General features: G+C 48.8%; 19 protein-coding genes. 10 read left to right on the top strand and 9 right to left on the bottom strand.

Translation table 11 applies throughout. The features are described from left to right. The first annotated feature begins 3 nt into the window (after positions 1 to 3). The 4 genes from PRU_RS11565 to PRU_RS11550 are packed head-to-tail and all read left to right on the top strand — an operon-like array spanning position 4 to position 5,589. Positions 4 to 546, top strand: coding sequence for a hypothetical protein (locus PRU_RS11565; RefSeq protein WP_041386170.1), 543 nt, complete (start codon positions 4 to 6; stop codon positions 544 to 546). Between the two features lie 26 nt (positions 547 to 572). Further along, the gene (locus tag PRU_RS11560; RefSeq protein WP_074760320.1) at positions 573 to 1,019 is read left to right on the top strand and encodes a hypothetical protein; all 447 of its coding nucleotides are present in this window, start codon (positions 573 to 575) and stop codon (positions 1,017 to 1,019) included. Between the two features lie 12 nt (positions 1,020 to 1,031). Then, positions 1,032 to 4,874, top strand: coding sequence for a hypothetical protein (locus PRU_RS11555; protein WP_143040119.1), 3,843 nt, complete (start codon positions 1,032 to 1,034; stop codon positions 4,872 to 4,874). A gap of 22 nt (positions 4,875 to 4,896) precedes the next feature. Further along, the gene (locus tag PRU_RS11550) at positions 4,897 to 5,589 is read left to right on the top strand and encodes a hypothetical protein (protein WP_013063859.1); all 693 of its coding nucleotides are present in this window, start codon (positions 4,897 to 4,899) and stop codon (positions 5,587 to 5,589) included. Positions 5,590 to 5,610: 21 nt separating this feature from the next. Here PRU_RS11550 and radC read toward each other — a convergent pair whose 3' ends face one another. From radC to efp, 3 genes are read right to left on the bottom strand one after another with little or no spacing between them, the layout of a single operon-like run. Then, on the bottom strand, positions 5,611 to 6,300 hold the full coding sequence (radC, locus tag PRU_RS11545; RefSeq protein ID WP_013063282.1) for a RadC family protein: 690 nt from the start codon (positions 6,298 to 6,300) through the stop codon (positions 5,611 to 5,613). Next, positions 6,297 to 7,286 carry a glycosyltransferase family 2 protein gene (locus PRU_RS11540; RefSeq protein ID WP_013065186.1) on the bottom strand — a complete coding sequence of 330 codons (990 nt, stop codon included), beginning with the start codon at positions 7,284 to 7,286 and terminating at the stop codon, positions 6,297 to 6,299. The genes radC and PRU_RS11540 overlap by 4 nt, the downstream gene beginning before the upstream one ends. Further along, positions 7,286 to 7,852: an elongation factor P gene (efp, locus tag PRU_RS11535; RefSeq protein ID WP_013064453.1), complete on the bottom strand. Its 567-nt coding sequence runs from the start codon at positions 7,850 to 7,852 to the stop codon at positions 7,286 to 7,288. The genes PRU_RS11540 and efp overlap by 1 nt, the downstream gene beginning before the upstream one ends. Before the next feature lie 175 nt (positions 7,853 to 8,027). On the opposite strand from efp, the gene rpmH reads away from it, so the two are divergent. The 6 genes from rpmH (at position 8,028) to PRU_RS11505 (ending at position 12,816) form a co-directional block, all read left to right on the top strand. Beyond that, positions 8,028 to 8,183, top strand: coding sequence for a 50S ribosomal protein L34 (gene rpmH / locus PRU_RS11530; protein WP_013063965.1), 156 nt, complete (start codon positions 8,028 to 8,030; stop codon positions 8,181 to 8,183). Positions 8,184 to 8,288: 105 nt separating this feature from the next. Beyond that, positions 8,289 to 8,939 (top strand): PASTA domain-containing protein, encoded by a 651-nt coding sequence (locus PRU_RS11525; RefSeq protein WP_013063222.1) that lies wholly within the window; start codon positions 8,289 to 8,291, stop codon positions 8,937 to 8,939. Continuing rightward, positions 8,936 to 9,979, top strand: a complete 1,044-nt coding sequence (locus PRU_RS11520; protein ID WP_013063418.1) for an RluA family pseudouridine synthase — start codon at positions 8,936 to 8,938, stop codon at positions 9,977 to 9,979. The genes PRU_RS11525 and PRU_RS11520 overlap by 4 nt, the downstream gene beginning before the upstream one ends. 21 nt (positions 9,980 to 10,000) lie before the next feature. Next, complete coding sequence (locus PRU_RS11515; protein ID WP_013065606.1) at positions 10,001 to 10,993, top strand: D-alanine--D-alanine ligase; 993 nt, start codon at positions 10,001 to 10,003, stop codon at positions 10,991 to 10,993. A gap of 3 nt (positions 10,994 to 10,996) precedes the next feature. Continuing rightward, complete coding sequence (locus PRU_RS11510) at positions 10,997 to 12,139, top strand: hypothetical protein (RefSeq protein WP_013063843.1); 1,143 nt, start codon at positions 10,997 to 10,999, stop codon at positions 12,137 to 12,139. After that, on the top strand, positions 12,136 to 12,816 hold the full coding sequence (locus PRU_RS11505) for a NigD1/NigD2 family lipoprotein (protein ID WP_013064958.1): 681 nt from the start codon (positions 12,136 to 12,138) through the stop codon (positions 12,814 to 12,816). The genes PRU_RS11510 and PRU_RS11505 overlap by 4 nt, the downstream gene beginning before the upstream one ends. Before the next feature lie 3 nt (positions 12,817 to 12,819). Here the strand turns inward: PRU_RS11505 and PRU_RS11500 are convergent, their stop codons facing one another. The 6 genes from PRU_RS11500 to PRU_RS11475 form a co-directional block, all read right to left on the bottom strand. Beyond that, positions 12,820 to 15,078: a glycoside hydrolase family 31 protein gene (locus PRU_RS11500; protein ID WP_013065695.1), complete on the bottom strand. Its 2,259-nt coding sequence runs from the start codon at positions 15,076 to 15,078 to the stop codon at positions 12,820 to 12,822. A gap of 9 nt (positions 15,079 to 15,087) precedes the next feature. Next, positions 15,088 to 16,842: a glycoside hydrolase family 5 protein gene (locus PRU_RS15425; RefSeq protein WP_013065401.1), complete on the bottom strand. Its 1,755-nt coding sequence runs from the start codon at positions 16,840 to 16,842 to the stop codon at positions 15,088 to 15,090. 182 nt (positions 16,843 to 17,024) lie between these two features. Next, positions 17,025 to 18,989, bottom strand: a complete 1,965-nt coding sequence (locus tag PRU_RS11490; protein WP_013063565.1) for a hypothetical protein — start codon at positions 18,987 to 18,989, stop codon at positions 17,025 to 17,027. Positions 18,990 to 19,026: 37 nt separating this feature from the next. Further along, positions 19,027 to 20,706, bottom strand: a complete 1,680-nt coding sequence (locus tag PRU_RS11485) for a RagB/SusD family nutrient uptake outer membrane protein (RefSeq protein ID WP_013063883.1) — start codon at positions 20,704 to 20,706, stop codon at positions 19,027 to 19,029. A gap of 10 nt (positions 20,707 to 20,716) precedes the next feature. Continuing rightward, complete coding sequence (locus PRU_RS11480; RefSeq protein ID WP_013064632.1) at positions 20,717 to 23,551, bottom strand: SusC/RagA family TonB-linked outer membrane protein; 2,835 nt, start codon at positions 23,549 to 23,551, stop codon at positions 20,717 to 20,719. A gap of 31 nt (positions 23,552 to 23,582) precedes the next feature. Then, on the bottom strand, positions 23,583 to 25,604 hold the full coding sequence (locus tag PRU_RS11475) for a RagB/SusD family nutrient uptake outer membrane protein (protein ID WP_041386167.1): 2,022 nt from the start codon (positions 25,602 to 25,604) through the stop codon (positions 23,583 to 23,585). Positions 25,605 to 25,609 lie beyond the last annotated feature (5 nt).

Genomic DNA, 25,609 nt, shown 5'->3' with positions numbered 1-25,609 from the left:
GATATGAAGAAACAGTTTAATCGATTATTGATGGCAATGCTGGGACTGATGGCGGTCTCACTCACCTCATGCGATGATGAAGAAATTGCCAGAACTCTTGAGGGAACATGGAAAGGTGACATGTATATATCGTCGGAGTGGGATGGAAGATACTATGATGCCACTTATACGGAGGTTACCTTTTTGAAAGACCCGTATGCATATTCGAGTGGATCTGGCTATTGGGTAGATTACTATAGCGATGCTCCGTGGGATTATGTGGCCAATCATATTGACTGGAGAGTAGATTTCGGTGATATCTATGTAAAATTCATCGAGGAAGGGACCTCTATTCAGATTAGCGATTATCGCTTGGACGACAACAGATTCTCAGGTTACATCTATGATCATGGGAATAAAGTTGCATTCAACCTTTATAATGTTAGTCGTCCAAATTACACAGGTTATCATTGGGGGTATGATAGTTGGAGATATTCTACCAGAACGGCAACTGATAGTCTGAAAACTACAGAGAAACCAGTCTGGATTGTAAGACCACGTGATTGATATTAACAAATAAAACTATAAATATTATGAAAAAGTTAGTTATTACATTATTAGCACTTGTTGCTATTGTTACAGCAGTGAATGCTCAAGGTATGTCTGAAGAGCAGCGTGAGAAAACACTGTATAATCTGATTGTTCGTATGAGACCTGTTGGCACTCAATATGCTATCACTACTACCCCCGTTACTTATAATGAATACTGGGCTGCCACTGGCTCGAAGGCTCATTCTGCTGGTACCAGTGTCACGAAGGCTGCAAAAGTTACAAGGACGCAGGCAGAGAATATGGTTAAGAAGTTGAATGCTGAGACAAAAGGCGTCCTGAAATTCTCCATTGCCACTCCTGCACAGATTTCCCAAGGTTCAAAGAAAGTGGGATTGCATGGAGAGATGGGACCACAGAATACCCAGACGCAGGGTTTCTTCTTGGTATTGCCCCATAGTCAATGGAAAATGTATAAAGCAACCGAATAATACCGTTATGCTATGACTCAAATTAGGAGATATCTCAAAACCCTGCTGACGGCATTGGCACTCCTGATGCCCTTAGGTGCATGGGCTAGTGGCGACTCAAAGAAAGCCCTGATTGATATGGACTTCAAACTGAAGGAGTTCAACGTGAATGACGGAGAGGGATGGGGAGGCTTTTCTGGGAAAGCTCATTTCTGGGCAACGAATGATGAATTCATTATAACCATTCCTGCCCAGACAGTTACCAGAAAGACCAATTATGAGGTGTATACAGCTAAACTCCCGGCCATCACGGTTAAAGGAAAGTGTAAGGTGGAACGCGCAACTTATGGTGGCTCTCCTCATTTCGCACTCTTGCCCGTCGGCAATGTGACGGTTAGCCCTACAAACCTTCATTTTGATATAGCCGTAAAAATTGATGGCACTGAGACTGGATATAAAGCAACAAAAGACTATGTGTTGTCTGCCAGTCAGGAACCTTGGTTCGAAACTGCTGGTATTATCCGCTTTTTTATCAATGCAGGCTTCACCAGTAATGGTTCTGTTAATATTGGACTGAAATGGGATAAGCTGACGCGTAAGCCTCTTACAGGTACAACCCTTGCAGATTATCATAACCCAGATGTAATAGAATACAAGTGGGGCGAATATGATGGTGCACTAAGCGGTCAGTATCTTTATATTTCTGGAGAAGTTGAAGAAGTAAAAGTCAGCGAAGGCGATATAACAGCCAGTGCAGAGGATGATACGGATGCGCCTGATCAAAAAGGACCGTGGGGAACAGCCATTCCTATTGCCGTCGGTGCTGGTATCATCGGTTACCTGACTCATCTTATCAATAAACTCAGAAAGAGACGGAAAGCAAACGCTAAAGACCAACAAGACGAGGACAACTCGGATGACAATGATGACGACGAGGAAGATGATGACGAAGAAGAACCTGACCAGTTGGAGATGAAGTTCTACAAAGACTTCGATGGTACATTGATAAGTGGCGATGTTGCACAGCGCGTTAGTGCTTGTATCGTGCGTCATCCTGCCAAGGGAGGCGAATGGGTGGATGAGAATCTGACCCGACAAATCGAGATTACTTCTGCTGATAATTACCTTGAAGTGGAGGACGATGGTATGGTAAATGGTTGGCGTTCGTGTTTCGTTTCGGCCCCACAGGATGATAATCCGCCCGAAGAGGGCGTCGTGAAGTTCCGCCTTTCTGTTGATAGGGGTACTTATACCAACCGTGTTCACTTCCGCATTGAAAAAGGCGAAATACAGTTCGGACAGGAGAATCTGACCATCCCCGCTCAGTATGAGTCTGTTTTGGAACTGCCTTTCCTCGTTCCTGGCTTTGAGGGTGAGAATGGCGTAACAGCCTACATCACAGATAGTGAAGGAAACGAAGGAGACTATGGCGTAGATGTTTATTGGGATGACCAGAAAAAACATCATTTTGCGCGTATTCTCGATAATGTGAAAGATCCTGCAAAGGATGAGGGCATCCCAGGTCAGTACCTCACCTATACGCTTCATGTGGAGGCAAAGAACGATCGTGGCACCAAGCTTGAAGGTACATTGCCTGTGCTGCGCTTTTACATGGGCCTGGCGGTGGAGTTTAAGGACAAGGGTGAGATAGGTTGTTACATCACAAAGTATGATCCGATGAAACATCGCACCCGTCCGGAACTACGTATCAAGGCTGGTGGCAAGCAGTATATGTCGCAGGAGAATCAGGCTATTCTTACGCTTTATGATTATGATATCTCTCGCAACACCCTGCTGAAGATTTCTCCTATTCCATTGCGCAAGGATGGATTTACCGTGAAGGCTAAGGACGAGTCGAAACAGGAGTTTGTGGATAAGTTGGGGCTGCAGATGGAAGCACTGACCGACCGATGCGACGAGGGACGCCTCTGCCTCATTCGTAGTTTGAAGGGTGTGCTCGATGCGCCTAACCGTATTGATGCCGAGTGTATTATTAAGGTGGAATATCAGGGTCCGAACAATCCAGAGCCAAAGATCTACACTTGTACTCATGCTATACGTCTGGCATCGCAGCCTCGTCGTGAAGTCCTGGATATGAATAGTGCCGAGGCCTTCATGAAGGAAGACCAACATACCTACGACCGCTTGATGCATATCATCGAGTCAGTCGTCCAGACAGGACAATTGAACCGCATGTTCCCGTTGGTGAAATATACCGAAATGCAGATTGAAGGCTATGATGCTACCTATGGTTATGATAAGCGCAACGTTAATCGTATCCGAAGCACGTATGCCCGTTTGGTCATGGGTGACATCGGTGGCGTGGACGAGGAACTGCCACCAGAGTTAGGCATTAAGGATGAGTTGGAGTGGTGGTTCGAAGCCATAAAACAGGTGGAGAAAGACATTGGTTTTATTGGACGTATTGTTGCTGGTGTCGGCTCTTGGGGCCTCTCAGAACTTATCTTTATGCCCGTTGATTTTGCCGAAGAGATTCGTGAGTATGTTTACGACAAGAACGGCGACAGCATGCTCAAGATGTTCTGGATAGGCATCAAGAACGGTGCATTCATGGTGCTGGGTGCCACTGGCGCCGCCAGCACGATAAAGGCCAAGAACCTTACCCGTCAAGGTATGCGTGAGGCTATACAGAATGCCAAGAAGGGCTTCGAAAAGCCGTACAACACCTTAAAGGGTTGGCTGTTGCGTGAGTCGGCGGAGAAGAGCCTGGAGGCTACGCGTCGTGCTTCTTCGGTAGCGGAGATGCGTCTGAATGCTGCCAAGAATGCGCCACGTTTGCCAGGTGATTTGAACCTCGACAAAGCGATGGCGACAGGACGTGCCAATGCTGCTGAGAAGGTGAAGAACCTGAGAGCTGCCATTGAGATGGCGGAACAAAATGGTGAATGGACGAATGTAGCTCTGAAGAACCGTCTGATTCTGGAGGTACAAGGCGATAAGCAAGCCATGTATATGTTGAAGAATGCCAGCTCGAAGTACGATGTTGTCCGCAAGGAATTGAACGGCACCTTGAAGAATATCTATGAGATTACTGATGCCAAGAGTATTGCGGAGTTGTCGAAGAAGTATCCTGGCAGAAAGATACAGGTGATGAATGCCACATCGTCGAAAGCTGACATGCTGGCTAGTGGCAAAACCATTACGATGGACCGTGACATTACTTATTATTTCGTTGACGAGAACAATGTGACGCATTATCTGCCCCATGAAGAGGTGGTAGAAGTCTATAACCGCAACTTCTACGAGACGACTCGACGTTTCACGTCGAAATCGAATGTGATTGCGGATTCGTCTGCATCGTCTGCTGAGGTATATGGCAGGTATGCCAAGGGTAAGGATCAGACTGTCATCCAAGACGTATTGCATGATAATGAGAGTTTCGGCATCGATTGGGAGAAACTTGCAGATAAGAGTCGTCATGGTGAGGCACTCACTAACCCAACCAAGGTGGGTGATGCCATGACCTTCAAGGGTTATGACCGTTTTCAATCGGCAGAGAAGTTGCTACAGGAGGCAGAAACCATCACCAACGAAGCAGAACGACTGCTCGTGCAGAGCGAGGCCGTAAACGAGTATATGGAAGGTCTGCGCCAGATGGCCAAAGAGTTCAACAACTTCGTCAAGCCCTATGATATTGCCCGTTATAAAGTCAACGGTACAAGCATGATTCCGCAGCATATGCGTGAGGCAGTGGAGATGGTTGAGGATATGTTCAAGGCTGGATCGACGGTCTCTATCGACCAGATACAGCGAGCTTTCCGTAGTATGAACTATAGTTTCTACCAATTCGCTGACGATATGGGTGCCTGCATGAAGCGGATAACTACAGCTAAGAGTTGGGAGATTGCAAAGTAAACGTATAAACAAAGGATTCTATATGGAAGAGAATAAAAATGGTCAGGGTTTCTGGGTGGAAAGCAACTTTGAACCCAATCCTAACTATCAGCCGAAGCGTAGACAAAAAGCTAAAGGTGGAACCTCGAAGCATAAGGCTGGGAACAGTAGTGCCCTGTCGGGACTTAACGCCCTATTGCCAAGTCTTACAAGGTTTTTCCCAAGACTCTCTGGAATAATCTCACTGGGTACAGGCATCGTTTCACTGTTCGGTGGACTTGGAAAATTTCTAAAACGTGGATGCTTGATACTGGTTGTTGGTATTGTCGTCATCATTGCCTTACTTTGGGGACTCGGTACATGCATGGGAATTGATGACGATGGTCATCAGGTAAAAGCTGTTGCTGATAGTACAATAGTGGAATCAGAACCAGTCGCAGAACCTGAGACTATTGCTGAACCAGAAACAGAACAAGAGGTTACAGAACCTGTTGAAGAACCAGCGATAGTTGAGGAACCTAAACCTGAGCCAGTTGAGGTTTCTGTGCCAGAACCAGAGCCGGAAAAGCCGAAGGTTACGCCTCAGCAAAATCCGCAGTCGAAAGCTGTGAACCGAAATAAGTCGACTCGTAAGCGTTCATCAAAGTCCACGGATACTCCTCCTACTAAAAAGAAGAAGGGCTATGGTTTCCGTTTGGAGAGGGTTGATCATATTCCAACGAAGGATAACCCGTAATTCTTTGTTGGAATATCAATCTTAGCATTTTCCTTGTTCGTGGTAGCTGTAGTAGTGGCCATCGGTAACGATGACGTGATCGGCAAAGTGGATGTCCATCAGCTTGCAGGCATTCATGATGCTGATGGTTAACTCATCATCCTGTTTGCTGGGTGTGATGCCACCCGATGGGTGGTTGTGACATGCCACCAGCTGTGTGGCGTTGCAGAGTACTGCCTCGCGGATGATGAGGCGTATATCTACTGTTGTTGCGGTAATGCCGCCACGGGCAATACGCAGTTTCTTGATGAGTCGGTATTGCTGGTTAAGCAGCAGTACCCAGAACTCCTCTACGTCCAAATCCTGCATCACTGGGTGCATGTGGTTGTAGATACGAGTGGCTGTGCCTAAATCGGGACGCTCCTCGGGTGTTTCCATCTGTCGGCGCTTGCCCAGTTCGCAGGCTGCCAGGATGGTGATGGCCTTGGCCTCGCCCACGCCATTATACTGGCACAGGTCGTGAATGGATTTCTTGCCTAAGGTGTTCAGACTGTTGTTGCAGTCGGCCAGGATGCGCTTCATTAAATCTACGGCGCTCTCTTTGGTTGAACCCGAACCAATCAGTATGGCCAATAGCTCTGCGCTGCTCAGTGCCTCGGCACCCTGCGTAGCCATCTTTTCGCGAGGACGATCCTCTTCGGCCCACTGATTAATGTTCAGTTTCTCGTTCATTTGTAGAAATTCTTTTCGAAAGCGGTAAATTCGTCTTGCTTCAGTACGCAGCGTTTCCACCACGACTCGATGAAGCCGAAGCCATAGCCCATCAGCTGTACAAAGGCGGCGGGGATGCTGAGCAATCCTACCCACAAGCTCTTGTTCTTGATGCTTGAGTCGATGCAGAGCAACAGACTATATAATATAATAGGAACGCACGAGAGTGGCCAGAAGAGTGTGATGAGCAGCAAACCGATGACGCCCAGTGTAAAAACTGTTGGCAATAGATGTACTAACTTCATAGTGCCGGGATGGCGCTTTTCGAGATTGATGCGGGCGATACCGCTGTTGTACACCTGACGGAAGAACTTGCGGAAATCGGTGCGGCGCTTGTGCCACACCCAGGCCTCAGGGAAGAGACGTGGCATATAACCTGCCTCGACGATACGGTATGAGAAGTCGATATCCTCGCCAAAACGCATCTTGGTAAAGCCGCCCAACTGAAGATACACATCGCGACGGATGCCCATGTTGAACGAACGGGGATAGAACTTATCAAGCTTAGCCTTTCCACCGCGGATACCACCTGTGGTAAAAAAGGATGTCATCGAATAGCTGATGGCCTTTTGTATCGGGGTGAATGATGGGTGCGTGGCGTCGGGACCTCCGAAAGCTTCGCATGGGTTCTGTTTGAGCTCATCCTCGACTGCTTGAAGATAGCTTGCGGGCAGTACCACATCGCTGTCTAAGATGATAACATACTCACCGTTAGCACGTTCGGCACCATAGTTGCGACTCTGACCGGGGCCGCTGTTCTCCTTGGCGTAATAATGCAAATCAAGGATGCTTGCGTATTTATCGCAAACATCCTTGCATGGTTTTACTGATCCGTCCTCTATTATCAGAACCTCAAAATCCTTAACGGTTTGTTCACAGAGGCTCTGTAACAGTTCGTCTACCTCGTCGGGACGATTGTAGACGGGAACGATGATCGAGTATCTCATTATTCCTTTACACGCTGCAGGTAAGAACCGTCGCGAGTGTCAACCTGAATCAGGTCGCCCTCGTTGATGAACAGAGGAACACGAATCTCAACACCAGTCTCCAGAGTAGCAGGCTTCAGAGTGTTGGTAGCAGTGTCGCCCTTAACACCAGGCTCAGAGTGAGTAACGCGGAGAACGGTCTTAACTGGCATCTCAGCGTAAAGGATAGTACCATCGGTAGTGTCAGAAACAACCTCCACGATGTCGCTCTCCTTCATGTACTCATGACCGATTACGAGCTCGTTGTCGATGGGGATCTGCTCGAATGTCTCCTGATTCATGAAGATACGACCAGACTGGTCCTCATAGAGATACTGGTAAGGACGACGCTCGATGATTACATCCTCGAGCTTCTCACCGATGTTGAAGCGACGCTCCAGTACGCGACCGTCTGAAACGTTCTTAACTTTGATAATCATGATGGTGTTACCCTTACCTGGCTTGCGGTGCTGGAAATCGATGCACACCCAGATGCCACCGTCCATGCGAATGGCGGTGCCCTTTTTAATGTCCTGTGAATTAATCATAAACCTTTAAAATATTACTTTTATATCGTTTTCGGGTGCAAAGGTACTGCTTTTTTGGAAAAAAACATAAAAAGTTTAGCTAAAAATCGTATAAAATTTGCGTAATTCAAAAGAAATGAGTACTTTTGCACCCCAAATCGGTAAATAAATAACAAAATTAAATAAGTATATCACAATGAAGAGAACATTTCAGCCACACAATCGCCGTCGCGTAAACAAGCACGGCTTCCGTGAGAGAATGGCCACCAAGAACGGTCGTCGAGTACTGGCTGCTCGTCGCGCTAAGGGCCGCAAGAAGTTGACAGTTTCTGACGAGAATCACGGAAAGTAATCCGAGAGGAACTTAGAAAATGAGTTAAAATAGAAAGAAGTAGAGTGAAATCTTTGCTTCTTTCTGTTTTTTTATGTACTTTTGCACAAAATTCGCAAAAGAAAGATGAGAACAAAAGAATTCTTCGGCAAGTTCTGTAGTAAGTTCCTGTTTTGGAACCTGATAGCGATGGCACTCGTGGTCATCCTGCTGGTTGTAGGTGTGAACTACGGACTTGACTGGTACACCCACCATGGCGAAAGTATCAGAGTGCCGAATATCGAGGGTATGCGCATCACTAAGGCTCGCGAAATGATGGAAGAGTGCGGACTGGAGATTGTGGTAACCGATTCGGGTTACAACAAACGCTTGCCTGCCGATTGCGTATTGACGCAGAGCCCTGGTGCTGGACTGACCGTTAAGTCGGGGCATACCATTTATGTAACCATCAACTCGTCGAACTCGCCATCGGTGGCTATCCCCGATGTAGTGGATAACTGCAGCTACCGCGAGGCCGAGGCTAAGCTGATATCATTGGGATTTAAAGTTCTTCCGCCACAGTATGTAACAGGCGAGAAGGATTGGGTTTATGGTGTGTCGTGCAATGGTCGTAAGGTTTCTACAGGCGAACGTATATCCATCGAACAGCCCCTGACACTGCTGGTAGGTAGCGGACAGTATGGGGCCGATGAGGAGCTGAACGTGATTGGCGGCGACGATGCTATGATGCAGAGCGGTAACGGCGAAGTGGATGATTTTGAGGAGGTAACAGAATGACAAACGAAACCATCGATATCGAAGAGCAGGAGCAAGAAGACTTGCTGTACGAACACTTTCGTATGGAGGTTGATAAAGGACAGGTGCCTATACGTATTGATAAGTACCTGGTTGAACATCAGCCACACTCCAGTCGTAACCGTATCCAGCAGGCTGCCGATGCAGGTTTTATACATGTAAACGAAAAGCCTGTAAAAAGTAACTATAAGGTACGCCCGGGCGATATCATCACATTGATGCTCGATCGTCCGCATTATGATACCACAATTGAACCCGAAGATATCCCATTAGAAGTGGTTTACGAGGATGCCGACCTGATGGTGATTAACAAGCCTGCCGGCATGGTGGTTCACCCTGGATGTGGAAACTTTAACGGCACCTTGGTAAATGCAATAGCCTGGCATCTGAAGGATTTGGCCAGCTACGATCCTAACGACCCAGAGGTGGGTTTGGTGCATCGAATCGATAAGGATACCAGTGGCCTGTTGGTAGTAGCCAAAACACCCGATGCCAAGACATCATTAGGAAAACAGTTCTTTAACAAAACCACTCACCGCAGTTATAATGCCTTGGTGTGGGGAAACTTTGTGGAGGACGAAGGTCGTATCGAAGGAAATATCGGTCGCGATCCCAAGGACCGTCTGCGTATGGAGGTGTTCCCACCCGATTCAGAGATAGGAAAACCAGCCGTAACCCATTACAAGGTGATGGAACGTTATGGCTATGTAACACTGGTGGAGTGTATCCTCGAAACAGGTCGTACCCATCAGATACGTGCTCACATGAAACATATCGGACACCCGCTGTTTGCCGATGAGCGCTATGGCGGTACCGAACTGCTGCGTGGCGAGCGCACTGCCAGCTACAAGGCTTATATCCAGAACTGCTTTAAGCTCTGTCCGCGTCAGGTGCTGCATGCTAAGACCTTAGGTTTTGTACACCCCACCACGGGAAAGCAGATGGACTTTACATCGGAGTGGCCCGCTGATATGGCGGCTCTGATTGATAAGTGGAGAAAGTATATAAAGGCAAAAGAATAAGAAGTAAAAACATAAGATACAATGAAGAACTTAAAGAGAACGATTGCCATCGTATGTGGTGGCGACTCATCAGAACACGACGTTTCTCTGCGCTCGGCACAGGGACTTTATTCATTTTTTGATAAGGAGCGCTACAATGTGTATATTGTTGACATCAAGGGTCAGGACTGGCATGTAGAGTTGCCCGATGGCACTACAGCTAAGATCGATCGTAACGATTTCTCGTTCATGGAAAACGGCGAGGCCAAGATCTTTGATTACGCTTATATTACCATTCATGGTACTCCAGGCGAAAACGGTCTGTTGCAGGGCTATTTCGATCTGATTGGTTTGCCTTACAGCACCAGCGGCGTACTGGTTGAGGCTATGACTTTTGATAAGTTCGTGCTGAACCAGTATCTGCGCGGCTACGGTGTAAAGGTGGCCGATTCGCTGCTGATTCGCAAGGGCTACGAGGAGTTGGTAAGCGACGACGAGATTGAGGAGCGTATCGGTATGCCATGCTTTGTAAAGCCTGCTGCCGATGGTTCATCGTTCGGTGTATCGAAGGTGAAGGAGAAGGATATGCTGGCTCCTGCCATCCGCAAGGCCATGTTGGAGAGTCCTGAGATTATGGTTGAGAGCTACCTCGAAGGTACCGAGATCTCTATCGGTGTTTATAAGACCAAGGAGAAGGCTGTTGTTCTGCCTGCCACCGAGGTGGTTACCAGCAACGAGTTCTTTGATTACGATGCCAAGTACAACGGACAGGTACAGGAGATTACTCCAGCCCGTTTGCCCGAGGATGTAACAGAGCGCGTACGTCAGATTACCTCGCATATCTATGATATCCTGCATTGTAATGGTATCATCCGTATCGACTTTATCATCTCGAAGGAGGGTAGCATCTCGATGCTCGAGGTTAATACCACACCAGGTATGACAGCTACCAGCTTTATCCCTCAGCAGGTACGTGCAGCAGGTCTGTCGATGACCGATGTGCTGACAGAGATTGTTGAGAATCAGTTTGATTAATATATGAGAGAAGAGTTCGACGAGATCCGACCTTACGAGGCGGGAGAGATGAAGCAGGCGTTCGACGACTTGCTCAACGACAGACAGTTCCAGATGATACTGAAGGGTTTTACCCCTTGGTTGCCTAAATCGATGCGTAACGCCTTGTTGCGCCTGGCATTTACTGGTATCAAAACACCACTCGATTTCCAGAAGCGTTTCATGAAACCGGTGGTTAACTACATCATCCGCAAGCATACCGACGGGTGCTCGTTCCAGGATTCTTCGATTGCAGCTTACGATAAGAGTCAGCGATACACATTTGTGTCGAATCATCGCGATATCGTGCTCGATTCGGCATTCTTGGATGTAAAGCTGGTTGAAGCAGGTTATCCCACTACCGTTGAGATAGGTATTGGCGATAATCTGCTTATCTATCCTTGGATAAAACGACTGGTGCGTATGAACAAGGCCTTTACCGTGCGTCGTGGCTTATCGCTGCGCGAAACGTTGGCAGCCTCGCAGCTCATGAGTCGTTATATCCACTATGCCGTAACCCAGAAAAAGGAGAATATCTGGATTGCCCAGCGCGAGGGTAGAGCCAAGGATTCGAGCGACCATACCCAGGATGCTGTGTTGAAGATGCTGGCCATGGGGGGCGATCTGAAGGAACTGAACATCGTACCGCTCACCATCAGCTATGAGTTTGACCCTTGCGACTATCTGAAGGCGCAGGAGTTCCAGCAGAAACGTGATAATCCTGCCTTCAAGAAATCACGTCAGGACGATCTCGACAATATGAAGACAGGTATCTTCGGCTATAAGGGACGTGTGGTTTATCGTCCTGCAGCCCCTATCAATACCTGGATCGACGACCTCTCGGAGTTGCCTAAGACAGAGTGGTTTAAGGCTCTGGCCGAGCGTATGGACCGCGAGATACATCGTGGCTACGAACTTTACCCCTGCAACTACATCGCCCTTGACGAGTTGAATGGCAATCAGGCCAATGCCGCCCATTATACCGATGCCGACGTGAAGCGTTTCAATCAGTACTTAGCTGGTCAGATGGCCAAGATCAATCTGCCCAATAAGGACGAGGCGTTCCTACGTGAGCGCATGCTGACGATGTATGCCAACCCAGTGCGAAACTTAATGGCTGCCCAATGAAGAAACTTTTTAGACTGATAGTAATCATAACTGTCAACTGTCAACTGTCAACTATCATCTCGTCGTGCTCTCAGGATGTTTACGATAAGGGCGAGGGGAAGTACTCTTTGTTGCGAGGCGACTTTGCTGAGGCTGTGGTGAACAGCAACCAGCAGGTAACAAAGATTGTTACCGATGATGGCGACGAATTGTCGCTCACAGCACCTTATACTGCCAAGTGGGTCAGCAAGGCTGATACCACCTATCGCTGTATGCTATATTATAATAAGGTGGATAATCAGGCCGAGGTGGTTTCGATGGGACAGGTGCCATGTGCCAACATCGCCTTGCTTTCGGATTTTGATAAGCCGCTGTTGACCGATCCTGTGAAGTTTGAGAGCACCTGGATGAGTAAAACGGGAAAGTATCTGAACCTGAGTCTGCAACTGAAGACGGGTGTTACCGATGATTCTACCGCCGCTCAGAGCTTAGCGATTATCAGCGATACACTGGTTAAACATGCTGATAGCAAGCAGATACGTCATCTTATTCTGTATCACGACCAAGGTAACGTGCCTGAGTATTACTCTACCAAGGTATATCTCAGTATCCCTACAAATAGAATTGATGCCGACTCGGTCAGAATCAGCATCAACTCGTACGACGGTGAGGTTATTGCCAAGCACCGTATCCGTTAATGATTAATTGGCTTTATACTCCTTGTTCTCTATCGCATTCCAGTTAATCTGGTCGGTGCGCTGGGCCAGTGGGGCGTGTGGTATCACGCTGCCGTCTTTTACCAGGATGATACAAGGTATCTCGCCAGCTTCGATGGTCTGGTAGCCGCCCTCATAAACCTTACCTGTCTGATAGTCAATCCACTTGCCTTTAGGCAGGTACACATTGCGACTGTTGCCACTCTCCAACAGTGGAGCCACCAGCATCTTTGAGCCGAACATATACTCATCTTCTACATACCAGGCACCCTGATCGTGAGGGAACTCTACCAGTAGGGCACGCACCATCGGCAGTCCGAGCTGTGAACACTCCTTGGCCTGTTCCCAAACATATGGCATCAGCTTATACTTCATTTCGGCACAAGCACGGAAAGCATCGGTAAACGATTCGGAGATGAGCCAAGGCTCTGTGGGAGGGGCACCATGGGCACGGGTGTGACTACTCAGGAATCCGAATGGCAGCCAACGACGATAGATATCCTCGGGCGATGCTGTGACGAAACCGCCCATATCATGACTCCAGAACGAGAAACCACTCAGTCCAAAACTCAGTCCACCTCGCAAGTCGCCAAGCATGCCAGTGTTGGTGGTAGCGGCATCGCCACCCCAGTGCAGGGCATAACGCTGACTGCCAGCCCAAGCTGAGCGGGCCCAGATAATACCTTCGTTAGGATGATTGCGCTCTACAACCTCCCAAAGTGCCTTGTTGTAGCGTAGCGGATAGAGGTTGTGCTCATACAGTCCGCCCTTGCCGCTATGATAGAAACCATTGTAAGGCGCAGCTTCGCCAAAGTCGCACTTGATAGTTGAAACACCCTGTTTCATCAGTCCTTCTATCTTTTGCTGATACCAGTTGACGGTTTCGGGGTTTGAGAAATCCAGAATGGCATCCTCAACAGGCATACCGCCTGTAGCGTTCTTAACGTTCAAGCCCTTGTCGATAATCTCGTTAAAGAATCGGTTCTTGGGTGTGAAGTAGGGGAGCTGCCACAAGCAGGTGTGGAAACCGTCCTTTGCTAACTGCTTCAGCATCTTTTCCGGATCCTTAAAACGATCTTTGGCAAACTGGTAGTCGCACTGCCAATCGGTACCAAACCATCCCGTATCAAAATGTATCACATCGGCAGGGATGCGGTTGGCTCGCAGTTGACGGGCTATCTCCAAACCCTCTTCTTGCGAGAAGTAAGTGATACGACTCATCCAAGTGCCAAAACTCCACAGCGGAGGCAGTGGCGACTTGCCTGTAATCTCGGTATACTCGTAAAGGATATCCTTGGGCTCGCCGAAGAAAACGAAGAAATCCATCTGCTCATCGGCCATAAACAGACGGTCGGCGCCGATATATGATGCCCCGAAGTCGCAGGTGACTGGTGCAGAGGTGTGCATAAAGATACCGTAGCCTCGATTTGAAAAGAAGAAGGGCACGGGCTTATACTGTCCGTCGGTCTCAGGTCCCTGTGGGTCGGTCACGCTCAGGTGTACCTTTTGTCCCACCTTGTTCAGCGAGGTGAACGACTCACCGCAACCATAGATACGTTCGCCAGGGGCGAGTGTCAGTACGGGGTTGATGCTTCGGCTGTTGTCGCTGCCTCGTTTGATAAACGAAAAAGGCTGCAGTTTTACCTGTGACGAATCGTTATCGATGATGTGGCGCGTCTGTGTCAGCACCTTACCGTGAGCATCCTTAATCACCAGTCGCCAAGGATATTTTTTTATCTCTATGCTGCCATACTGCGATTTGTAGCTAATAGCATCGCCAGTCTGCGATGTTTCCCACATCGCTCCAACGCCCTTGGCTTTAAACCCATCGCAGAACATGATATCCTCTTGGTCTGTGCTCTTTGGCTCCACTGGCGAAGTAAACATGCGGATACGTGCAGTTCTGGGCGAGATAAACTCAATCTTAATCTTCAGGTTCGGGTCGTTCTCGTAAGCCGCGTCGGGGAAGTCCAGCATCTGCATACGTACAGGCCAGTAGCCATTCAGGTTAAAAGCCTGTCGTGGACTCATACGGTATCGCTTCCACTGTACCTGTCCTTCGCCTTTGGCAGCATCGAAACTTACCAAAGAATCAGCAAAAAAGTACGTGTTCGACAGGTCGTAGAAGTCTGTCGACATATCTTTTTGCATACACTGCAGGTACTGTACACCTGCGTTTGTCTGAATCTGTGCTGCGGCGTGTAATCCCCATGCAGCACACATTATTAATAATAAGCGTTTCATTGTTAAAGGTTATTTGGCTATAAATTTCTTTCCGTTCTGGATGTAGATGCCCCTTTGTGGCTTAGCTATCTGCTGCCCCTGCAGGTTGTAGATGCGGTTGTCGGTTTGGGGAGTGTAGTGCAACTCGTGTATGCCGCTAACTGGTGTTGATTCTGTGCTAAGCGTGCAGCCCCAGGCGGTGGTAGGACTCAGTTTAACCTCTGAGTTGTCGCTTTTGATAAGTGCCACTTGGTTGATTTTGGCTTTAGTGGCACCGACGTTGGTTTGCAGGGTGATGCGTGATACGGTGGAACCTGTCTTGGCGTTTTCGAAGTTAACAGTGGTTGTTTTCGAGTTGGCCGACAGGGTATAGTAGGCTTCCTTGAAACTTGAACCTGTAGCATCGCCATAAACTTTTACCTGTAGTTTGCTGCCATAGTTATCGTCCATTTCTATGCGAAGCCCCTTGTATTCAGTGAGTTTCAGTGCCGATACACTGTTGTAATTGCCATAGAGAAACAGCTCAGCCCAATCTTTCTCGTACTCTACGAGATAGCTGATATTGAAATCGTTCTCGGTAGGGTAGGTGCCAGCAAAGTCGCTACCATGATAGGCTTTGGCAATGCGCTCGGCCAGGTCAGGCTGGTTAAAAGCGGGTAGCGAACGGTAGGCACCGTCGGATAAGCCCATCCAATAGAAGGTGGCCACATTGTTCTCCTTGCATTTGGCAATCATATAGTCAACAAACTCAAACATCACATCTCTGCGTACATCATAGTCGGTCTTGCCGTCGCCTTCATCCACATTGGCTGTACCCCATTCGCCCAGAATCATGGGTATGCCTTTCGAGAGGATATGCGTGTTCCAAGCAGCCATCATGTCGTCAATCTCTTTCTTGACATTGGCAATGCCATTGGCGATGTTGGGATAGTCGTGAACCTGAACCATCAGATGGTTGGCTACCGGGTCGGTGGGGATGGTCAACTGCGATAAGGGCTCTTTCAGGTGATCGTTCCAAGTGCCGCTGCCACAACAAGCAGCGTAGGTGTTGACCACCAGATTGCGGGTGGCATTGTTACCGCCTGTGTTGCGAACAGTGGTCACAAAGCTCTGGGCATAGCTGTTGATGGCATTGTAGGCCGACTTGGCTACTGCTGCGTCGTATTTGTTGGTCGAAGCAAACGAGGCAAAGCACCATGAGCTCAACTTGTCGAGCATTTCGTTGTAACTCTCAAACAGCAGGTGCTCGTCGTAGTCCTTAAACTCCTCGGCTATCTGTTGCCACAGGTTCTCGTATCTGGCTTTGTTCTGGGTGTAGTTCGCTTCGTCGGCTTTGATCCACGACTTAAAACTGTCGCTGTCGGCTCCAGTATCGTGGTGCACGTTGACGATGCAGTACAGGCCTTGGTTGATGACATAGTCCACCACCTCGTGGACGCGTTTCATCCATTCGGCATTCACCTTGCCGTCTTTATCCATGTGGTTATACCAGGTCACAGGTACACGGATGGCACCAAAACCGGCATCCTTCATCATCTTGATGAGCTCGGGCTTGGCTTTGCTCTGGCCCCAACAGGTTTCTGATTCCAGTCCCTGCTGTCCCCAGTAGTTATCCTTGGTAAAATCGTGGTAGGTCTGACTGTTGGCCTCAAGGGTGTTGCCTAAGTTCCAGCCCACGCCCATGTTCTTAACAGCTTCTGTCGCAGTTTCAAACTCTTGTGCTTGAATCTGCAAACTAAACAGCGATGCCATGAAGATGAATGCCGTAGTAAATTTTTTGTTCATATTAAGATTGTTGATGTCGTTTTATTGCTGCAAAATTACATAATAATTTTGAATCAGCAAATGAATGAGGTGGCTATTCTGAACTGACGACAAAAAAACATTATGATTTGCAAAAACAGGTCATGAAAAAGAGCACCCGTCATCACAACGGGTGCTCTTCTTTCATCTATAATGAGCTGTTACTATTCTTTGAAATAGAGTTTCAGTGGTGTGAATCCCGCACCTGTGAATAGTAGATGCTGTACATCAAGGTCGGCTACAATAGGATCGTCACCGAAGTTTACTTCTATATAGAAGGTGCCGTCTCCATTGTCGATGATACGCTCTGGCATGTTCCAAGGAGCGATATCATTATCTTTGCCCATCCACTGAGCGCCCCACCAACCAGTGGTGACGCGAATCTGATAAGATGTTGGGTCGGCAGCTGTATATTGCATATAGAAAGTACCGGTCTTGATCTTGTTCCAGATATCAGCAGGGAAAGTTGCAATACACTCATTGTTTCCATCGTTGCCATCGAGAGCGAAGCGATAAGTTCCGTTCCAACTGACAGCACCTGCAGAACCATCGCTTTCCCAGAATACCACTTCCTTCGGGCTACCTCCTCCTTTGATGATATCAATAAAGTAGATTTCCAAAGGTGTAAATCCTGCACCAGTGAAGAGCAGATGCTGCTCGTCGATAGTTTCAAGAATTGCTGGATCTTCTGCAAAGTCAATAGCAATAGTGAATGTACCGTCACCATTGTCGATAATGCGGTCAGGCATGCTCCAAGGAGCAACATCATTATCTTTGCCCAGCCACTGAGTGCCCCACCAACCAGTGGTAACGCGAATCTGATAAGATGTTGGGTCGGCTACCTTGTAGCGTAGGTAGAACTTCTCTGTTTTTATCCTATTCCAGATGTCATTTGCAAATGTTGTGATACACTCGTTGTTGGCGTCATTGCCGTCAAATGTGAAACGGTAAGTGCCATTCCAGCTAACAGCACCGTTAGCATCGGGATCGATGTTGGTCCAAATGGGCACTTTTACTTCTACATCTTCTGCTCCACCAACCCAGACTTCTTCTTCGAAGTAGATTTCCAAAGGTGTGAATCCTGCACCAGTGAAGAGCAGATGCTGCTCGTCGATAGTTTCAAGAATTGCTGGATCTTCTGCAAAGTCGATAGCAAGAGAGAATGTACCGTCGCCATTGTCGATAATGCGGTCAGGCATGCTCCAAGGAGCGACATCATTATCTTTGCCCAGCCACTGAGTGCCCCACCAACCAGTGGTGACGCGAATCTGATAAGATGTTGGGTCGGCAGCTTTGTAGCGGATGAAGAATTTCTCTGATTTAATCTTCTCCCATACGTCAGCAGGGAATGTGGTGATACATTCGCTGTTAGCATCGTTGCCGTCAAATGTGAAACGGTAAGTGCCATTCCAGCTAACAGCACCGTTAGCATCGGGATCGTTGTTGGTCCAGATAACAGTCTTCACAGTCTCCCAGTGTCCCTCTGTTGCACCTGGCTCGTAAGCCAACTCTGGCATGTTGAAGCTCTGACCGTCGTAGGTGTGGATGATTCCAACGAACTTCCCTTTAAAGATGTTTGTCTGTGGAACGCGGAAGATCACATTGCTGGTGCCTTTGCGATAAAAGTCTTTTTGGTCAACCAACTGTGGATTTCCTTCGGCATCAAGCAGCTCTACGCTGTTGATAAACTCCAGGTCGGAACCATAGATGGTAATCAACTCGCCACCTGTGGCTTTTTCGCCCTCTTGTTTCGAGAAACCACTAACATTGGTGTGACCCAGTGTCAAAGGCAAACGCGACTCTGCCTCGTCATCGGCTGTGCGCACAATAATCTTACCGCCATCGGCAGGGAGGCCGGCAGGGGCATCAACTCTGATCATGCCGTTGCTGACAATCTCGAAGTTGGAAGTCTTTATACCACCAGGGAACTCAATTTCGGTGACGCCATCGAAACCAGAACCATTGATGGTCATCGGCTGGTTGGTAACTACCTTGGTTGGGAAGAATACTTTGATGCCCAGTCCCAAGTTGGCCGAACCATTATCGTCGTCTTCAGCGCAGGCTGTGAATGTGGCACCGATTAGAACCACAGCAAGCAGCGCGCCTATATAATTGATTATATGTTTCATAATTTTCTATTTTTCTATGATTCAATACTTCAAAGAATTACCATCCAGGATTCTGAGTCAGGTTAGGATTCTTCTTCAGTTCCGACTGTGGGATGGGATAGAAATAATACTTGTCGTCCCACTGGCGGGTAACAGTTGAGCGGGTTAGATTCAGATTGCTGTCGATGGTAGCCACCTGAATGGTCTTAAAGTACTGTGCACCCTTCTTCCAGCGGCGTACATCCCAGAAACGATGGTTCTCGAATGCCAGCTCTACCAGGCGCTCGCGCTCATAGCGTTCTACCCAAGCGTCGCCATCCTCCTTGAACTTTGGCATGTTGATGTCGGCACGTGTACGCAGCACGTTGATGGCATCATTAGCACTAATGCCGAAGGTCTTATCGTTGGCACTGCCTGTGGCATTGAAGGCTGCCTCGGCAAAGTCGAGATAGAACTCACCCAAACGGAATACAATCCAAGTGTGACGGCGACGTGTCTGGTTATCAGCTGTGGTAACGCAAGAGCCATCGACGTACTTCTTCAGATAGTAACCTGTTGGTGTGGCACCATACTTAGGAGCTGCATTGAAACCTCCGATAAAGGTCTCGATGGTTTTCTTCTGAGCACCATTGCTAGGCCATTCATCGCCATTCTTTACAACTGTAAGTGCAAAGCGTGGATCAAGTCCTTCGTATGGATCCTCTTCGCTGAGATTGATGTTGCCAGGATGACGCTGAGCAAAAGTCTCACCATTGTTCTGATACTCATACTGATCGACCAGACTCTGTGTAGGACAGTTGCCCGATGAGCCGTTCTCTACACCGATAGGATAGTTAGCCATCTCGAAAGCATTGTCGTCGCCACGTCCGATACCGAAGATGAGTTCGGTATTGAAGAAGGCATCGTGTCCCCACAACGTGTTGTAGGTGCTGAGCTTCAAGCCCCATGCCGAAGCATTGTCGAGGATGTACTTACAAGCCTCGGCTGCCTTGGCCCATTTGGTCTTGTCGCCATTGGGGTTGTGCAGAGGTGATGCAGCGTAAAGCAGGGTGCGTGCTTTCAGGGCGAATGCAGCTATGCGGGTGGCACGGCCAATCTCTGCCTCGACCTCGGTGGTGTAGGATTCTGGCAGATAGGGTGCAACCGCATCGCACTCATCCACGATAAACTTCACAATCTCATCGGCAGGCGTACGCTTGATGTTATTGGCCTGTGCATTAGTAAGCGTCGTGGTTACCAGAGGCACATCGCCATAGGTCTTGAACAACTCAAAATAGAAGTAGGCTCTGAGGAAACGCAACTCATAAGGGAACAGTTCCATCTGAGCTACCCATTTGGGATAGTCGCTGTTATACTGCCAGTCGGAAATGTCGGTTTCATCTATCTTCTCCAGATACATGTTCACATCGGCGATGGCTGTATAGGCTTTTGTCCAGGTCCTGTCGTAAGGATTGGCTGGGCTCCATCCGCCATTTACATAGTTGTTTACGGCGCCTGTCTCGAGTGCATACTGGGCCTCGTCGGTAGCACTGGCCAGGAAGTAGGCACTATTAGAGTCAAACTCATTATTATATACCTGCGCATAGACATCGAACACCAGGTTCTTGATGCCATTCGCAAAATAGGTGTAAGTCCACTCCTCGTTGCGGTTTGTCTCTTCTGTGTAGGAAAGATCCGCACAAGAAGTCAGGAAGCCACACAGAAAAGCGCTAAGCAAGAAATAATTTATACGTTTCATATGTCAGTTCTTAGAATTGTACTGAAAGACCAATATTAACACTCTTCATCACAGGGTAGCCTGTGTTCAGATTCTCGGCATCCATGGCTGCGATATTGTCGAACGACAGCAGGTTCTGTCCCTGGACAAACAGACGGGCACATGTAATCTTCAGTGGTTCAACCACGCAGGCGGGCAACTTGTAGTACACCTCGCAGTCGCGCAGCTTCAGCCAGTTGACGTTGCGATACCAGATGGTAGAGTTCTGGGCGTTGTTGGCCACGTTCTCTGTCGAAAGGCGTGGATACTTGGCATTGGCTCCAGCAACGTCGAAACAGTTGTTGTAATACTCCTGAGAGAGGTTGCGGTTATCGGAGAGTGCACCCCAAACACCGTCAACATAGCGAAGGTTCTTAACCTGATGACCTGCACCCTGGAAGGTGGCGTTGATACCAAAGCCCTTGTACTCTGCACCAAGTGTAAAGGCGTAGTTGAGTGCTGGGAAGGCATTGCCGTAATCCTGAGCTACAAAGTCGTTCTCGTTGATGACGTTGTCACCATTCACATCTTTATATTTAATGTCACCCACCTTTACCTGTCCAAACTGCTGAACGGGGCTGTTGTCGATCTCCTCCTGGCTCTGGAAGAAGCCGAGGGCGATGAGGCCACGCTCATCATCGGCAGGACCGTTTACACGCGACAAGTTTGGATAAGCCGGTGTCTCAATCCACTGCAGCACCTCGTTCTTGACTGTTGAGAACGATGCGCCTGCATTGATGTTGAGTCCGTTGCTGAAGGTCTTGGCATAGCGCAGTCCCAGTTCCATACCGTAGCTGGCAATGCGGCCCTTGTCATCGTAAGATGACTGGATACCTACTACTGCTGAGTTGAGTGAGCTGGCGCTAACCAGGATGTTACGACGCTGCTGATAGAACACATCGAGTGTGACATCAAGTGCGTTGGCAATTCTCAGATCGGTACCGATGTTAGCCTTGTAGGCTGTCTCCTGAACGAAGTCGTCGGTTGGGAACTGAGTAAGGAATGCACCCCAAGAGCTGGCGAAGTTTGTTCCATACCAGAACTGTCCGTGCGAGCTGTCCCATGCTGCCTGCCAAAGACCTGGCTGTGGCACATAGTCGCTGTGCTGGATACCACCCGAAAGGCGTACCTTACCGTAGTTAAGGAAGCTGCTCTCTGGGTTGTTAGCAAAGATATAACCCAAACCGAGGGTAGGTGAGAAGGCCCACTTGGCAGGATAGCTGCGGTTAGAACCGTTGGCTGCCAGTACGACATCGGCCATCAAGCGGTTGGCATGGTCGTAGTGCATGGCCAGTTGCCAGTTGGCACGGTACCAGGTATTGCTACGATTATCGCGAATCTCGCTCTTCATATTGTAGTTGGCATTGGCTGACAAGTTATCACCATTGTTCAGCTGGGTGGCATATCTGAAGCCAGCATTGAAGGTCGCGATGCGCCACTGTGAGTCAACCCAGTGGTTGAACACCAGCTTGTCCTCCACGGTACCCATCACTGTTTCCTGCATGGCACCACCTGAATAGTAGTTCCAACCATACTGGTAACCCTTTGAGCGGGTTTCGATGGTGTTCGAAGAGTTGTCGTAAGAGGCTCCAACATAGAACTTCAGACCTTTCGTGATGAAGTCGAGATCCTGTTCTAACGTCATGTTTGCCCAAATCTGGCGCTGGTGGGTTTTCATGAAACCACGTCCCTGGGTCTTGGCCAGCAGGTTATAGTCGCCGAAAGTCTGACTACCACCCCAAACACCACCTGCGGTGCGGATGGGGAATGCCAGTGCGGGCACTTTGTACAGATGCCACCAGGCATCGTTTGAATTCACATCGGGCACACCGTTGGTCTCCATCAGGATACCCAACAGGTTGGCACTGACACGAGTGGTGCTGCTCACCTCGAAATCGACATTGGCACGTATATTGGCCTTTGAATACTTCAGTTGTGAATTAAAGTCACCTTGATCAGGATTCTTATAGAGTCCGCGACCGTCGGTATAGTCGAGCTGTGTGTAATACTGCACCTTGTCGGTACCACCGAAAAACGACAGGTAGGCGTTCGACTCGTGAGCGGTCTTCTTGAAAGTTTCGTCCTTCCAGTTCACGTTAGGATAAACAAACGGGTCGCTGCCGTCCTTGAACTTCTGCAGCTCTGCATCCGAATAGGCGGCAGTGCCACCATCGTTCAAACGAGCGCGGTTCAGGGCGTTTGCATAGTCGTAGGCACTAACCATGTCGGCACTCTGAGGATCGAACTGGATCTTGTGCGAAAGACCGGCCTTGAAGTGATACTTGCCGTCCTTGGTGCCGTGCTTGGTCTTTACCAACAAAACACCGTTGACACCTTCGTGACCATAGAGGGCCACAGCTGCGGCATCCTTCAGTACGGTCACACTCTCTACTTCTTCTACTGTCAGGCGATCGATAGGACGTTCGATGCCATCTACCAGAATCAGAATACCGGCTTCGCCAGGAATATCCTGCATCTGACCGTCACGATACATCTGAGTTCCGTTCTTGGCAGTAGTCTGAATACCGCGGATGTTGAATGTAGCACCACGGCCTTCCTCACCTTTGAAACCTGTGTTCTGGAATGCATTCAGTCCAAGTAGCTTACCATAAAGGGCGTCGGCCAGACTGATGGCTGATGTGCGGCGCAGTTCTTCGGCTGTAATGGTAGTAGCTGCCGCAGTAGTCAGAAACTCCGACTGCTGTACACCATAGCCTAAATCCACCTTTTGCGATGTCTTGTCGCTCAGTGTCACCTGTGCATTAACTGCCACTGGTGCAGCGCAGAGCCCCGCCAAGGTATATATAAATATGTTCTTTAGTTTCATAACTCTTAACTCTTAATTATTAAATTAGAATTTACCATCCAGGATTCTGAGTAAGTCCATATCCTTTCTGAATCTCGATACGAGATACGGGGTCGAGATACCACTTGTTGGTCCAGTAACCGGGATCCCACCAGCGGCGAGCACCGTTTACAATCTGAATCTTCTCGTATTCGAACTTTGGCCAAGGTGTTCCCTCTACCCAGCGCTGGTCGCCACTAGTCAGACGGTTGCCGTTAGCATCAAGGCGATAAACTCTGATCTCGTGAAGAGGTTTGGTGAAGAGATCCTGGCGCATACGACGTACCATATCATACAGACGGTCGCCACACTCGGCACCAATCTCACAGTTACGCTCACGGAGGATTTCGTTAATCAGATTCTCCTTGTTCGAAGTCAGGTTCAGTTCTGGATTCATCTTCTCCAGACGGCCCAGACCAACACGGCTACGAACAATGTGCAAATCGTCGAGTGCACCTTGCAGGTCGCCTGTTTCTGCCTTGGCTTCGGCACGAATCAGGTACATTTCTGCCAAGCGGATGTATGAAACACCGATATACTCGTCGTCCATTCTGCCGCTGGTATAGTCGAGCATCCATTTGAACTTTCTGTAGCGTGAAGCACCATCGTCGCCTTCGGCATCACCGAAGTTAGACTTGTCGTAGTACATGGCACCACCTTCCCAAGAGTCGATATACTTGAAACCGGCATAGTCGAAACCGGCTGGCAGCGACTGGCGGGGAACCATCATCGTCTCATAGAGGCGTGGGTCGCGGTCGGCAAAGATATCAACACCATTAGGATTCTTACCTGCACCGTAGATGTCGCTATATGGGAAATCGCGACCATCCTGCATGCCGAAGCATTCCATCAGCTCGTTGGTAGGAACGGCACCACCCTGGCGATAGCAGTCGAGGGCAAAACCGGCCCATCCCCAGCCCCATCCGTTGGTTACGTTTCCGTCCTTGACCGAACTTGACATCAACTGTGTGGGATGTGCGTCGAACAGTTTCTCGTGGTGTGTAGCATCGTTACGATAACGGTAAGCACGGCGGTAGGCTGTGCGGTAACCGGCCTCATCCTGAGTGGCAGGCTGTATCAGCTGATAGTAGTTGCCGTTAGTTGCATTGTCGGCAAAGAACTCATCGCAATATTTCAAGCAGCGGTTCCACAGTGAGGGATCTTTCTTGCCAAACCAGATATGCTCCTCGTTCTCAAAACCGGTAGGCTTCTTGTCGTAGGTCAGATAAGGCTTGTCGTTGTTGAACAGTGGTGAAGCGGCAAACATCCACACCTTGGCACGCAGAGCACGGGCTGAGGCACGTGTCAGGCGTCCTGACCACTGACCGATGTCGGCATCAGGAATATTCCAGATGTAGCCAGGCTCGTTGATAGCACACTGTATCAGTGAGTCGATGAACTCTACGGTCTGGAAGGCGGTAGCACGACCTTCGGTAAAGTTCTCGCCAACAGGGTATGCCTTCTTTACTAAGCACAGACCACCGAAATTGCGGAAAGCGTCGAAATAGCGGCTGGCCATAATGGTATAGGCCTCACCACGCAGACGGCTCTTCTCGGCTTCCTGCATGTCGGGCACACGGTCGATATTCTCGATAATCTGCCAGCACTTGCGTACGGTCTCATAGATTGAAACGCGACCACCAGCATCGCTGTCCAGACCACTCTTGGTTGAATAAGAGAATTTTCCCTGGAAGTTACCATCCTCGGTATCCTGAGCATCCTCGGTCAAACCGCCAGGATAGTAGCTCTGTTTGGGACCGCCCCATGAAACGTAGCAGTGATAAGAATCCGAAAGCACGTCGATGGGGGCACCGTTCATCATGTTTCCTGATGTGTAAGTGCAGTAAATCTGTCCGTAGGCACTCCACAGGAAATTTCGGGTGTATTCGGCCTTGGAGAATACAGTATCGATGTTCACATCGACACCAGGAGATTTCTCCAGAAAGGCGTTACCTACATTGATATCATCGACACAAGCCGAAAAGATACCAGTAGCCATTCCTAAAGCCAATATATAATTAAATAACTTTTTCATAATCT

This window comes from Xylanibacter ruminicola 23, assembly GCF_000025925.1.
Taxonomy (GTDB): Bacteria; Bacteroidota; Bacteroidia; order Bacteroidales; family Bacteroidaceae; genus Prevotella; species Prevotella ruminicola.
This window is presented reverse-complemented; position numbering and strand designations above follow the sequence as displayed.

Excerpts from the sequence above, each read along its gene's own strand:
- PRU_RS11560 (WP_074760320.1), top strand. The coding sequence starts at position 573 with ATGAAAAAGTTAGTTATTACATTATTAGCACTTGTTGCTATTGTTACA.
- PRU_RS11485 (WP_013063883.1), bottom strand. The coding sequence starts at position 20,706 with ATGAAACGTATAAATTATTTCTTGCTTAGCGCTTTTCTGTGTGGCTTC.
- PRU_RS11565 (WP_041386170.1), top strand. The coding sequence starts at position 4 with ATGAAGAAACAGTTTAATCGATTATTGATGGCAATGCTGGGACTGATG.
- PRU_RS11555 (WP_143040119.1), top strand. The coding sequence starts at position 1,032 with ATGACTCAAATTAGGAGATATCTCAAAACCCTGCTGACGGCATTGGCA.
- efp (WP_013064453.1), bottom strand. The coding sequence starts at position 7,852 with ATGATTAATTCACAGGACATTAAAAAGGGCACCGCCATTCGCATGGAC.
- PRU_RS11550 (WP_013063859.1), top strand. The coding sequence starts at position 4,897 with ATGGAAGAGAATAAAAATGGTCAGGGTTTCTGGGTGGAAAGCAACTTT.
- PRU_RS11515 (WP_013065606.1), top strand. The coding sequence starts at position 10,001 with ATGAAGAACTTAAAGAGAACGATTGCCATCGTATGTGGTGGCGACTCA.
- PRU_RS11505 (WP_013064958.1), top strand. The coding sequence starts at position 12,136 with ATGAAGAAACTTTTTAGACTGATAGTAATCATAACTGTCAACTGTCAA.
- rpmH (WP_013063965.1), top strand. The coding sequence starts at position 8,028 with ATGAAGAGAACATTTCAGCCACACAATCGCCGTCGCGTAAACAAGCAC.
- PRU_RS15425 (WP_013065401.1), bottom strand. The coding sequence starts at position 16,842 with ATGAACAAAAAATTTACTACGGCATTCATCTTCATGGCATCGCTGTTT.
- PRU_RS11475 (WP_041386167.1), bottom strand. The coding sequence starts at position 25,604 with ATGAAAAAGTTATTTAATTATATATTGGCTTTAGGAATGGCTACTGGT.
- PRU_RS11510 (WP_013063843.1), top strand. The coding sequence starts at position 10,997 with ATGAGAGAAGAGTTCGACGAGATCCGACCTTACGAGGCGGGAGAGATG.
- PRU_RS11520 (WP_013063418.1), top strand. The coding sequence starts at position 8,936 with ATGACAAACGAAACCATCGATATCGAAGAGCAGGAGCAAGAAGACTTG.
- PRU_RS11480 (WP_013064632.1), bottom strand. The coding sequence starts at position 23,551 with ATGAAACTAAAGAACATATTTATATATACCTTGGCGGGGCTCTGCGCT.
- radC (WP_013063282.1), bottom strand. The coding sequence starts at position 6,300 with ATGAACGAGAAACTGAACATTAATCAGTGGGCCGAAGAGGATCGTCCT.
- PRU_RS11540 (WP_013065186.1), bottom strand. The coding sequence starts at position 7,286 with ATGAGATACTCGATCATCGTTCCCGTCTACAATCGTCCCGACGAGGTA.
- PRU_RS11490 (WP_013063565.1), bottom strand. The coding sequence starts at position 18,989 with ATGAAACATATAATCAATTATATAGGCGCGCTGCTTGCTGTGGTTCTA.
- PRU_RS11525 (WP_013063222.1), top strand. The coding sequence starts at position 8,289 with ATGAGAACAAAAGAATTCTTCGGCAAGTTCTGTAGTAAGTTCCTGTTT.
- PRU_RS11500 (WP_013065695.1), bottom strand. The coding sequence starts at position 15,078 with ATGAAACGCTTATTATTAATAATGTGTGCTGCATGGGGATTACACGCC.